Genomic DNA, 12022 nt, shown 5'->3' on the forward strand with positions numbered 1-12022 from the left:
CATATGCGCATAACTGATGTCAGTGGCTTCGCCCTCTCCTCTCCGATTGAGCCGGCACAGGACAGACAGTTCCACGGGGGTACCCGTCGCCTGCTGAAACGCGACGTTGTCCTCGCCGTCGTTGAGACCGCCGATGGGCTCCGAGGGGCCGCAACCGCCGGCGCGACGAGTTCCGCAATGCGGGAGTACTTCCAGGGAGACTCGCAAGGAACGTTCGCCGACGTGCTTGAAAACGAGGCCGCGTCCGCTCTCGAAGGCGAGGAGATCTCCGAGATCACCGACGCGCACGACCGGATCGAAGCGACGGATCTCTCGGACCGTCTCAAGACGAAGGTCATCTCAGCGCTCGACGTGGCGCTGTACGACATCCGAGGAAAGGAACTCGGGGCGCCAGTGTACGAACTGCTTCACGATCGGTACGACGATCCGCCGGCACCCACGACCGACCTCCCGCTGTACGCGAGCTCCGGGATGTACATGGAGCCAGAGGGGTTCGCCGAGCAGGCCCGTTCCGTCGAGGAAGCCGGGTTCTTCGGATACAAGTACCGTCCGGGAATCGGTCCCGATGGCGATCGTCGGACCATCGACCTCGTCTCGGACGCGCTTGGAGACACCGAGATGATGCTCGATTCACATACCTGGTGGAAGCTCGAAGACAGCTACACCATCGAAACGGTCGACGACATCGTTTCCTATGCCGCGCAGAACGGTGCGTACTGGGTGGAAGAACCCGTCGCCCCGGACGACTACGCGGGCTATCGACGCCTCGCCGAAACCGGTGCTGCACTCGCCGGTGGGGAAAGCGAGGACTCGCCAGACGGGCTGCTTGCACTCGGTGAGACCGGTGCTGTCGACTTCCTCCAGGGAGATGTGCGTCACCACCGCGGATTCACCGGCTGTCACCGCGCTATCGAGTTCTGCCGCGGTCGAAACGTCGAATTTGTCCCACACAACTTCGGGACGTGGCTCGGCTTGCTCGCGAACGCGCACCTCGTCGCCGCCGCACCGGAGGTCAGCCTAGTGGAATATCCCATCTTCGAGGAAGACCCGCTCGTCGAGGCCTCCGGCGACCCGGGAATGTATCCGTTCGATCTCGCGTTCGACATAGTCGAGGGACAGCCACCGGTCGAGAACGGTCGGCTCCAGGTCCTCGACAAGCCCGGTCTCGGTCTCGAGGTCAACCTCGATGTCATCGAGGAGTACCCGTTCATCGAGGGCCCCTGGACGGAGTTCCATTACGAGACGTAGCCCGGTCCTGGAGCCTCCTCTCCCCAATTATTCTATTGTACCACGCAATTTCGTCACTGTCCCGACAGTAATCGTTCCCCTTGGGGGAACGGAATTGCAAGCCTGATCTCCCCATTAGTTCGTCGGCGCCACCGGTTCGTTTTCGTTAGAAACTGCGAAAATCGGTGCAAGACAGCCGATAAGAGCTTGTCGGGCTTGTGAAACCATCTCGCCAACCATTACCAAGAAAAAACCGGAGTTAACTTCGGTAGAAATTCGTTCCGCCCAGCCGAAAAAATCGGTTAGAGGGGCTCTATCAGCCCACTGGGTATATATTCAGAAGACAGATATTGAATAATATACCTCTAATCAAATACAGAGTTTCGCAAGGAGGAACAGAGACCAAAGCGGAGATACAGCATACGTGCCGGGATAATAGCGTGTGCGCGGGCTCTCAGCCCGAGAACTTCGTATTCAGTTCGATGACGTTTGCTGCGCCGATGGCAAGGTCCGATAGTTCACCGTGGATTCGGTCGTCTGTGAACCGGCTCAGCGGTCCCGTAATACTGATAGCCCCTAAGACGGTGTCGCCGTTCTCGACGGGCGCAGAAACGCATCGGAGTCCCCCGATATTCTCTTCGTCGTCGATCCCGTAACCGCGTTGTCTGATCTCTTCGAGTTCGGATCTGAGTTCCGCGGTACTCGTGATGGTGTTCGAGGTGAACTGTTCGAGGTCCATCGACTCGATGAGCCGGTCGGTCCGGTCTTCCGAGAGATACGCGAGAATCGTCTTCCCCAGCGAAGTCGAGTGCATCGGCTGTTGTTTACCGACGCGGGAGAGCGTCTCGACGGCCTGCTCGCCGGTGGCCTTGTAGAGGTAGGACACTTTCCCGTGTTCCTCTATGCCGAACTGAATGATTTCACCTGTTTCCGCCGCCAGCGCGTCGGCTTCGTTTCGGATGACCTCGTAATTCCCGATCTGTTCGCGGACGTGCATCGCCATATCGAGGATTCGCAGGCTCAGCCGGTACTCGCCGTCTTCCCGTACGATCAGTTGCTGGTCTTCGAGCGTATGGAGGTGATTGTGAATCGTACTCTTGGAATGGCCGAGCTGATTTGCGAGTTCAGTGACGCTGGTAGCGTCCTGTGTTTGCAGTTCACCGATGATGTTGAGCGTGATATCTGCTGATTGTATCGTCCGTCCGGGGCCTTCGTTTGTTGTCATAGTGCACAGATGTATCCGTCCGATTATAAGTTTGTTCCCGTGGCAGGAACGAAACGACCAGTTTGATACAGAGCGGCATGTGGATTGGCCGTAGCAATTTACGAAAGTACGTTTGTAAATATATCCGTTTCGGACGGCTCTCTCTAGTTTGCACTCGAGCCAGATTCCATCCACGGCTGCAGACCTCTGTACGGTATTATCGGATTGAGAGTCAGTATATACAGTACGAAGCGATGTCTATTACAGTAGCACTTTTGTAAAATACTTCGGCCTTACAAGGATTACTCCAGCTACTGCATAGCGCAGTTCAACCAATACTGTCATTGAACGATATCTCTTCGACAAGACCGGATCAATTGGCGCTAGTCTAGATCATTCGGTATACCTCGTCCATCCATTGGTCGGAGGCGTCGTCAACGATCAGTCCATCCGTTCCTTGGCCCAGCGAGCCTGCGCTTCGCTCGAATCCATTACCTCTTGTAGCATTGCGGTCGAAACTCCTTTTAAATCCGAGTTACAGATTACTCTATGGTTGATTCCGACGACGCGCCGTCATCACCCGGCCCCTGTGATTGTAAACTAGGCCGGGTAGCGGACTCGTACGAGCTTACTGAACTCGACGAGGACCTGATCGCGTACTGGACCGGTGAGACCGGCGAACAATACAGTACACGGTCGCTCGCAACGGTTGTTAATCAGCGGGTACTCAAAGCAGCACTTCAAGCGGCGAACGTCTCCTTCAAAGAGGGCGAAATCGAGAACACGTATCGGTTGCTCACTGACGATGACGTGAGTAGCGGCGCGCGGGTCGAAACCCGGACTGAACTGCAACACGGCGGCGTCCCTATCGAGCAAGTCGAATCCGATTTCGTCTCCCATCAAACGGTTTACAATCATCTGACGGACTGTCTCGATACCGCACTCGACTCACCAAGCGACGAGGAACGACTCACGAAGAGCCAGGAGAAACTGGGAGCGCTGCAGAGCCGCACTGCGGCCGTGACGACGGACACGATAGAGCAACTCGACCGAAACGGAATCGTGGATATCGGCGAATTCAACGTCGTCATTTCGGCCACAGTCACCTGTGAAGACTGTTATCGACAATATACCGTACAGGAATTTCTCGAAGAGGGAGCCTGCGACTGTGGGGATGCTGAAGCTTGATGTCGCGGCCGTGAGTTCAGATCCGAGTCGACACCAGGATAGCGACACGAGGTCCAGATCCGCTGCCGAGAGACAGCGTTTTGGTGGCAGATCGGTTCTGATCGGGTTGTTCGGGGCCGTCTGCGCGTAAAAGACGGTGCATAATCTCAGTACTAGGTTATTATTATCGAACAGTATTCTCGGATGGAGAACAACCGGTCGCCCATCTAATCGATGTCATTCGGCCCTGGCAAGAAGGGAGACGGTGATACAGGACGTATCACTGGCAGTTGCCGATCTCCGAGACATACAAACACGATAACGACAGCGCTTCGATTCACAGTGTCACAGCCGTCCCGGTGACATCCCCACTCGTTCAACAGTGCGTGATACGCTTTTCTCGCCCATCGCGGCCGAGGTCGGGATACCACTTTTTCAGCGGGAGCAGTAGCGACGTGAGTATCTGCTGATTTGGATTGAGCCCACTACCAGGATCTTGGTGAATTATCTGGCAGGAGTGTCGGATATCGACGATGTTGAACGCAGACATGACGGTTCTAGGTCGCCTGAACCGATCAATGCTGTCTCCCTGAGCTACCGCTGGCACGACGCCAACTACTTTGTCATCCAGTGCCTGTGGTGTCATATGCACCACCTTCGCGGGAATAAGGCATCCAAGTCGACGACGTCTGTGAAAATCGGGTATATCGGCGGCGGTAGTCACGGCTGGGCGCACACGCTCATCAACGATCTCCTCCAGTGTACCGATCTCGCAGGGGACGTTGCACTCTACGATATTGACTACGAGGCGGCCGCGCAAAACGCGGAGTTGGCGAACGGACTGGCAAGCCGGTCGGACGCCGCTGGAAACTGGACCTTTGGGGCGTATCAGGACATGCACGGCGCGCTCGACGGGGCCGACTTTGTCATCTGCTCGATTCAGGATCCGGTCGGAGAGACGTTCGTTCACGACATCGACGTGCCTCAGGAGTACGGTATCTATCAGACCGTCGGGGATACAGTCGGTCCCGGCGGTATCTTCCGTTCGCTCCGAGCGATCCCTCAGTACCGCGAGATCGCCGCCGCGGTCCGCGAACAGTGTCCGAGCGCGTGGGTCATCAACTGCACGAACCCGATGACAGTATGTACGCGGACGCTGTACGAGGAATTCCCCGACATCAACGCTATCGGACTCTGTCACGAAGTGTTCGAAATACAGCGGCTGCTCGCCGACATCGCTGAGTCGTACATCGAAGCCGCCGATAACGTCTCGGCCGACGAGATTAATGTGAACGTCAAGGGCATCAATCACTTCACGTGGGTCGACGAAGCCTACTGGTACGATCATGATCTCTTCCGATATCTCGACCGCGAACTCGAAGCACGAAAGCCCCTTCCACAGTTCGAACCCGGAGAACTACGCGAGGAGTCCTACTGGATAAACCACCATCAGATCGCCTTCGACCTGTACGACCGATTCGGGCTGCTCGGCGCGGCAGGTGATCGACATCTCGCCGAGTTCGTTCCCTGGTATCTCGACATCGACGACCCCGAGGAGATTCACCGCTGGGGCATCCGGCTGACGCCCAGCTCCGCCCGTACCGCGGGCGGTGAGGGGCCAGCGAAGATGAAACGACACATTACCGACGAAGCAGGGTTCGAGTTCGTCGACTCCGGCGAGGAAGTCGTGGATATTATGCGGGCGCTGGTCGGCATCGAACCGATCAAAACACACGTCAACTATCCGAATCAGGGCCAGGTACCCGACCTGACGATGGGGGCCGTCGTCGAAACGAATGCCGTCATAACCGGTGGTGGAGTCGCCCCGATCACTGCGGGGGAGCTACCGCGTGAAGTCCGGTCAATGGTCATGCGGGCCGTGAATAACCAGGAAACGCTCGTTGAAGCCGGCTTTGCCGGCGATCTCGATCTCGCGTTCCAGGCGTTTCTCAACGATCCGCTCGTCACCATCGGGCGCGAATCGGCCCACGAACTGTTCGCCGACCTCGTGGACATCGAACGCGAGTATCTACAGGCATATAACCACGACAGTATTGCCGGACTTAAAGGGTGACACCACCGTGTCCGGAGTTATCAGTCCCCTCGACCGCGATCAAATCGCCCGAATGCGGCTTCTGTTCGCTCGACGGGGAAACTGGACTACGGGCAGATGTACCCAATAATTGATGATGCTGTCGCGCCACAGTCCTGTCATGCACCACGACCGCATCCAGTTCCACAATGTCGGCGACGTTCGGTCCGTTGAGGACCGAGACGGAAAGGCACTCCAACGAGTACCGGAGGCGATACGGACGGCCCTCAATGAGGGTGCGCAGTCACGCATGCGCCACCCCGCAGGCGTCGAACTCCGGTTCGTCCCGGAAGGCCCTGTGAAAGTGACGCTCTCGACGCTCCCGGGTGGAAGCGCCAGCGTTGGAACCGTTCGGGTCTTCTGGGGACCGATTCAGGGTACGACCGAAGTTCAGGTCGGACAGTCGCCGACGGCAGTCGAGGTTTCGATGCCTGAGAAACTGACCGACCTCGATCCGTCAGCCCGTCAAGACCTCGCGTTCGATCCGCGGGTCTGTCGAATCCAGTTACCCGGCGAACACCGCGGCGGGCCGATGGTCTACCACGGGCTCGACGGCAATGTCCGCCCGCCACGCGAGGGCGAACTCCCCGACCGGCGTTACCTCGCCTACGGAACCTCGATAACAGAGGGGGAGGCCCCGCTGGGCGAGCACCTGAACTACGTCAGCCAGACGGCCCGGCGGCTCAACGCCGACCTGCTCAACCTGGGCTCGTGTGGCACGGCCTACTGCGATAGCGCGATGGCGGACCACATCGCCGAACGCGAAGACTGGGACATCGCGACGCTCTCGCTCTCGGTGAACATGGTAGGGACCTTCCCCCCTGAAGAGTTCCGCAAGCGCGCTGAGGAGATGATCGACCGGATTGCGAGCGCTCACCCCGACAAGCCAGTCGTGGCAATCACTATCTTCCGTAACGCCCGGGACGTTTGTCAGAGCGAAGACCCCGAGGCGATGTGTGAGCGGTTCCGCGAGGAGCTCCGCGAGATAGTTGCCGAATCATCCCACGAGAACGTCTCTCTCCTCGAAGGGCCGGAACTGCTTCCCACTATCGAGGGACTCACAACCGATCTGGTCCATCCTGGAGACAACGCCATGATTACGATGGGTGAAAATCTCGCGTCGGAACTGCAGCCGCTCCTCGAAGACTGATACTGTTGGCTGTAACTATTTTAAGATCTTCGCCACCCGGGGTGGCGAATTTCTTCACAGACTTACAGCCGACAGTATGAGTAGGGGAGCGCCGTCGTTCCCATCCCGTGGTACTCGCTGGTGTTGCTGGCTTCATCGTTGTTCTATTGTATAGAACAGGACTGCATCTCAACGCTTGGGACTCCAGAGGTGATCCTGTCACCATCTCCCAGCAAGACTGGATTTTAGACCTTCACGCGTTTACCGGGATATCTGGCCGTTCAGTAGAAAGGCTGTAACACATTGTATATCATGCCAGGAAACACTGTAGAGTGTGTCAGTACCGGCAGTCAAAACACTGTTCTTTGGCAGGCGATTCCACCGGATACGTGTTCGAATGTCTGACTGGGAGGGCAGAGATGATTCTATGCCCATTGGGCGGTCCGTCAAGCGTATCACTTCAACTGTCCCGTACCCGAGCAAACTCTCTCGAAGACATGACTGCCACTCCGAACTTGACCCGGACAGATGAGCGCGGGTGATAGACATAGGGAATAACAGCCGTACATCTGTTATGAAAACGGGCCTGAGCGTTCGGTCACATCAGTTCGCCGTGAGGTTGACCTGTATGGACTTCGTCGTGCTGAGAACTTGCCCGGTGATATCCTCCCGAAGATAGCGACCGTTCAGGCGTTCAACGGGACCGCAGACCCCCAGCGCGGCAATACGGCTCCCGCTAATTTGGGCAAGCGGGGCGGCAACACCGATAATGCCCTCATACTGTTCACCTCTGCAGAACGCGATACCGTCATCGCGGATCCGACGGAGTTCCTCGGTGAGCTCGTCCGGTTCCGCGATAGTCGCGCTCGTCGGTGCAACAAGGTCTGTCTCGTCGAGAATCGAATCCACGCGGTCACTCGGGAGTGCCGACAGAATCGCCTTTCCAGGGGCGTTAACGTGTAGGGGGAGCCGTTCGCCCGCATGGAACGGGACAGACCAGCCGTCCTCGGGTTCGGAGATCGACACCGGGACACCGCCCGTTTCTTCGAGGACGAACAGTATCGCTGTTTCCCCTGTCGCCGCCGCAAGATTGTCCAGTTGCTCTTTCGCCGCCGCATAGAAACTGAGTCCCTCACGCGTTCGTTCACCAAGAGCCAGTGGGCGGAGTGATGGCTCGTATTGCTCCGCGCGCTTGACCACGTACCCGGCCGCACGCAACGTCGAGAGGTGGTTGTGGGCGACACTCTTGGAGACACCGACAGTATCTGCAAGCTCGGTGACGCCGATAGGCCCGGATGCGTCGACGAGGGCTTCGAGGATAGCCAGCGATGTCTGGGTCGCATCAACCGCATATCGTGGTTCGTCAGTCATGATACCAGTCATACGCCCGCCGGTGTGAAAAGTATGTTCACTAGAGCAGAACAGCATTGGTCATGAGACACACTCACACGCCATATCTTACATAATTTATTGTCCGGAGAACCCTTTCTCCCGTTCTTACTCACCGAAATTTATTCGTTCTTCTCTACAGAACAACTCCAAACAACTCAAAGCGAGTTGGCTAGGGAACAGAAACAGCCGATTCAGGCCGGCCAGACAGCTTCAGGTGCGGCTGAATCGTGAACAATTCGATGCAGTGCGGACACGACAGCGGCCGGGTCCTCCGTCTGCCAGATGCTTCGCCCGATCACGAGACCGCGAGCGCCCGACGCCATCGCACCCGCAACGTCGTCGAGCATCGCCCGGACAGACCCGGACGACGGGCCACCCAGAATCATCACCGGAACTGGGGCGTTCTCGACGATGGGTTCGAACGAATCACGGTCGCCGGTGTACGGGGCCTTGAGTATGTCTGCACCCAGTTCCCAGCCGATCCGACAGGCGTTTGCGACGTACTCTCTGTCCGTTTCGAAGCGGTCTGGAACGTCGTTCCCCCACATAACGGTCTCGACGATGTGGGGGACACCGGTGCCACGCAGGGATTCGGTGATGTCGGTGATGTAGTCGACGTTTCGCTCGAAGGACTGACTGTCCTGCCGGCCGAAGGCGAGTACCGACTTGACGCCGACAGGGTCACACGCCAGCAAGCGGTCGGTATCAAACGCGTGCTGTTGCACCCACGGCCCGATATCCTCGCCGGGTCGGCTCGACGGCGACACGAAGTCGGCGGTCACGAGGACATCTGTAGACGATGCGGCGAACGTATCGGCGAATCGCTCGGCGAAGTACGGTCCGACGAGCACGCCGTCCGGTTCGCCAGCAAGCACCGCCTCAAGCGTGGCCTGTGGGTCCTCGAATCCGTCCATTGCGCCCATCCCGATACCGTGGTCGAGCGCCACGACGACGGCGTTTCCGGAGTCGGTGTCGAGGAGGTCGAACTCGCTCATTCGTGGTCGCCCGGGATGACAACCTTCTTCAGTCCCTCAGCGTTGCCCATCCGTTCGAACGCCGTCGGCAGGTCATCGAGGCCGATGCGCTCGGTGATGAGTGTCTCGGCGTCGATCCGGTCGTGCTGGAGCATCGTCACCGCTCGCTCGAAGTCCTCAGTCGTCAGCGAGAACGAACCGCGGTAGTCGATCTCGTCGAAGAACACGTCGAACGGGCTGATCTCCATCGTCGCCTCCTGATCGGGGACGCCGAAGATGAGTGTCGAACCGCCGGGCGCTGTCACGGCGTTGGCCTGCTTGATTGTCGGGACGAGCCCGATAGCTTCAGCGCCGACATCGACCGGGCCGCCGGCCGCTTCGGGAATCGCTTTCTCCGGGTCTTCCTCGTTGGGATCAACGACCGCGTCTGCGCCGAGGTCGGCGGCCAGTTCGCGCCGTTCGTCGTCGAGCTCGGAGACGACGATTGGCGAAGCGCCCGCGTTGTGGAACGCCTGCAGGAGCAACAGGCCGATGGGTCCGGCACCGATAATCCCCACGCTGTCGCCCGGCTTGATGTCAGCCTGCTCGACGCCGTGCACACAGCAGGCGAGCGGCTCGGCGAGTGCGGCCCGCTCGAAGGACATCTCGCCGATATCCTCGACGTTGATCGCCGGGACGCGAACGTACTCGGCGAAGGCCCCGTCGAGGATGGTTTCACCGGCACCGCCGATGCTCGTGTTGTTCTCACAGAGGTGCGTCTCCCCCTTTTTGCAGTATGAACAGGCGTTGCAGGGTACGGTGGGGTTGATGGCGACGCGGTCACCGACGGCGAAGCTGTCGACATCGGACCCGACTTCGGCGACAGTTCCGGCCCCTTCGTGGCCTAAGACCAGCGGCGTTTCGGCGGCGAAGGTGCCGTGGTACATGTGGTAGTCGGTCATACAGACGCTGCAGGCACCGACCTGAACGAGAACCTCGTCGTCTGCCGGCTCCGGTCGGTCCCGCTCTTCGACGGTGATCTCGCCGATATCAGTCAGTGTGCTGGCGCGCATCAGGCATCCCCCCTGTGCCGGAGTGTGGTCGTCACTGCAACGGTACTTCGGTCGTGCTTTGGTGTGGCTCGGGTCATGAGTAGGTCGTGCCGTCGTCCGCAGTCAGCGCCCGCATCGTCGGCTTGAACGGCGAGCGTAGACGGCGGACTCGGCACCGATCCGTACTATCGGTATTTTCGGACCGCATATTAAAATCTTGCCACGATCCCCCGTACGCGGTCCGAAACCGACTGCTCGGGGCTTCGACCGCTGCTTTGCACCTTTCTGCTCCAGTCGGGATGGGTATTCTACGTTACAGATGATTACCTTTATTATCCATCGGTAATTCGGTAGGTGGTGAGGCCAACTGACATGACCAAACCCAACAGGCGGAAATTTCTGAAAGCGACAGGTGTCGGACTACTCGGCGGTCTCGCGGGCTGTACGCGAGGCGGCGATGGAGGGAGCGGCGACGGCTCCGATGGCGGAAGCGACGGCGGGACCGGCACCACCAGCGGCGACGGTGAACTGGCGATTCCTCTGAGCGAGTACGAGGATGCCGATATCGACTGGGGGCAGTTCGAGGGGTCCTCGATCAATATCGGTGCCGTCCAGCACCCATGGGTTTCGGCGATCAAGCCCGCGATCCCGGTCTTCGAGGAACTGACCGGCATCGACGTGGTCTGGAACGTCCTGCCCGAACAGCAGTTCCGAACCAAGCGCCAGACCGACGTGAGCACTGGGGCCGGGCAGTTCGATGTCTTCTACATGGACCAGGTCGTCAACCAGTTCCGCGAGGAAGGTTGGATTCAGCCACTCGATCCGTTCTTCGAGGACGACAGCCTCTTCGATGAGGACTGGTACAACACCGACGATCTCTTCGAGGCGTCACGGTGGCAGGCCCACGGTGGTGGCTACAGCGATACCTGGACAGGAATGCCGATCACGGTCGAAGTCCAGACGCAGTTCTACCGCACGGACCTCTACGAGAAACACGACCTTGAGGTCGCGGAGACGCTCGAACAGTTCCGCCAGAACGCACAGACCATCCACGAGAACGAGTCGGATGTCGTCGGTACCGTCGGCCGTGGTGACAAAGGATACGGGATGAACATCTACGTCCTGAACACGTTCCTGCGCCAGAACGGCGCAGAGCTCTGGGACAGTTTCCCGGACGATTCCGGTCTCGACTCCGATGGCGTCATCAACGCGGCCGAGTGGTACGTCAGCCTGCTGCAGGACTACGGTCCCGAAGGGGCCTCGACCCAGACCTGGTCTGACGTGCTCTCGACGATGCAGGAAGGACGTGCCGGCCACATCGTCTCCGACGCGAACCTCTTCTGGCCCGGACTCACCGGCTCTGACTCCTCTGTCGCGGACAACATCGGTATCGCGAAGGTGCCCAGCCCGGCCGACGGAACCTTCTCGCCCAACGCGTTCAACTGGCAGATCTCCACGTCCAAGAACGCCCAGAACTCCGAGCAGGCGTTCCTGTTCATGGTCTGGGCCTCCTCGCAGCCGACCAACACCTGGATGCACGTCGAGGGCGACGCCGCCTTCTCCGTCCGGCAGTCCGTCTGGGAGAACGACGAGTTCCGTTCTCAAGTGGGCGAGAACTTCGCACAGGTCACGCTCGAATCCCTGCAGGAAGCCGCGCCGGACCCGTTCGACCGGAAGTATCCGGAATGGGGTCAGCGCTACTCCGAGGAACTGCAGCGCGCCATCGCCGGCCAGAAGTCCGCCGAGGAAGCGATGACGCAGGCAGCATCGATCGCCGAGGATATCTACAGTAATTAAACCTACGCC

At 59.0% G+C, this 12022-nt stretch carries 9 protein-coding genes; 5 read left to right on the forward strand and 4 right to left on the reverse strand.

Features of this window, described 5'->3' with window-relative positions; translation table 11 throughout:
• The first annotated feature begins 3 nt into the window (after window positions 1-3).
• Entirely contained in the window at window positions 4-1248 is a 1245-nt protein-coding gene (locus NDI54_RS17115; RefSeq protein ID WP_310897657.1) for a mandelate racemase/muconate lactonizing enzyme family protein, read from the forward strand.
• Window positions 1249-1681: 433 nt separating this feature from the next.
• Here the strand turns inward: NDI54_RS17115 and NDI54_RS17120 are convergent, their stop codons facing one another.
• Entirely contained in the window at window positions 1682-2452 is a 771-nt protein-coding gene (locus tag NDI54_RS17120; protein WP_310897658.1) for an IclR family transcriptional regulator, read from the reverse strand.
• A 528-nt stretch (window positions 2453-2980) separates the two neighbouring features.
• Here NDI54_RS17120 and rdfA point away from each other — a divergent pair.
• The 3 genes from rdfA (at window position 2981) to NDI54_RS17135 (ending at window position 6840) form a co-directional block, all read left to right on the forward strand.
• Window positions 2981-3619 (forward strand): rod-determining factor RdfA, encoded by a 639-nt coding sequence (gene rdfA, locus NDI54_RS17125; protein ID WP_310897659.1) that lies wholly within the window; start codon window positions 2981-2983, stop codon window positions 3617-3619.
• A gap of 625 nt (window positions 3620-4244) precedes the next feature.
• Window positions 4245-5672, forward strand: coding sequence for a family 4 glycosyl hydrolase (locus tag NDI54_RS17130; protein WP_406600198.1), 1428 nt, complete (start codon window positions 4245-4247; stop codon window positions 5670-5672).
• A 139-nt stretch (window positions 5673-5811) separates the two neighbouring features.
• Window positions 5812-6840, forward strand: a complete 1029-nt coding sequence (locus tag NDI54_RS17135) for an SGNH/GDSL hydrolase family protein (RefSeq protein ID WP_406600199.1) — start codon at window positions 5812-5814, stop codon at window positions 6838-6840.
• A gap of 582 nt (window positions 6841-7422) precedes the next feature.
• On the opposite strand, the gene NDI54_RS17140 is transcribed toward NDI54_RS17135, so the two are convergent.
• From NDI54_RS17140 to NDI54_RS17150, 3 genes are all read right to left on the reverse strand, one after another.
• The gene (locus NDI54_RS17140; RefSeq protein ID WP_310897662.1) at window positions 7423-8190 is read right to left on the reverse strand and encodes an IclR family transcriptional regulator; all 768 of its coding nucleotides are present in this window, start codon (window positions 8188-8190) and stop codon (window positions 7423-7425) included.
• A gap of 212 nt (window positions 8191-8402) precedes the next feature.
• On the reverse strand, window positions 8403-9206 hold the full coding sequence (locus tag NDI54_RS17145; protein ID WP_310897663.1) for a class I fructose-bisphosphate aldolase: 804 nt from the start codon (window positions 9204-9206) through the stop codon (window positions 8403-8405).
• Complete coding sequence (locus NDI54_RS17150; RefSeq protein ID WP_310897664.1) at window positions 9203-10237, reverse strand: galactitol-1-phosphate 5-dehydrogenase; 1035 nt, start codon at window positions 10235-10237, stop codon at window positions 9203-9205. Before NDI54_RS17150 ends, NDI54_RS17145 begins: the two co-directional genes overlap by 4 nt.
• Before the next feature lie 351 nt (window positions 10238-10588).
• Between NDI54_RS17150 and NDI54_RS17155 the strand changes: the two genes are divergently transcribed.
• Window positions 10589-12013, forward strand: a complete 1425-nt coding sequence (locus NDI54_RS17155; RefSeq protein ID WP_310897665.1) for an ABC transporter substrate-binding protein — start codon at window positions 10589-10591, stop codon at window positions 12011-12013.
• The last annotated feature ends 9 nt before the right edge of the window (window positions 12014-12022 follow it).

This window comes from Haloarcula terrestris, from assembly GCF_031624315.1.
Lineage (GTDB): Archaea > Halobacteriota > Halobacteria > Halobacteriales > Haloarculaceae > Haloarcula > Haloarcula terrestris.

Excerpts from the sequence above, each read along its gene's own strand:
- NDI54_RS17145 (WP_310897663.1), bottom strand. The coding sequence starts at position 9,206 with ATGAGCGAGTTCGACCTCCTCGACACCGACTCCGGAAACGCCGTCGTC.
- NDI54_RS17115 (WP_310897657.1), top strand. The coding sequence starts at position 4 with ATGCGCATAACTGATGTCAGTGGCTTCGCCCTCTCCTCTCCGATTGAG.
- NDI54_RS17155 (WP_310897665.1), top strand. The coding sequence starts at position 10,589 with ATGACCAAACCCAACAGGCGGAAATTTCTGAAAGCGACAGGTGTCGGA.
- NDI54_RS17130 (WP_406600198.1), top strand. The coding sequence starts at position 4,245 with ATGCACCACCTTCGCGGGAATAAGGCATCCAAGTCGACGACGTCTGTG.
- rdfA (WP_310897659.1), top strand. The coding sequence starts at position 2,981 with ATGGTTGATTCCGACGACGCGCCGTCATCACCCGGCCCCTGTGATTGT.
- NDI54_RS17140 (WP_310897662.1), bottom strand. The coding sequence starts at position 8,190 with ATGACTGACGAACCACGATATGCGGTTGATGCGACCCAGACATCGCTG.
- NDI54_RS17135 (WP_406600199.1), top strand. The coding sequence starts at position 5,812 with ATGCACCACGACCGCATCCAGTTCCACAATGTCGGCGACGTTCGGTCC.
- NDI54_RS17120 (WP_310897658.1), bottom strand. The coding sequence starts at position 2,452 with ATGACAACAAACGAAGGCCCCGGACGGACGATACAATCAGCAGATATC.
- NDI54_RS17150 (WP_310897664.1), bottom strand. The coding sequence starts at position 10,237 with ATGCGCGCCAGCACACTGACTGATATCGGCGAGATCACCGTCGAAGAG.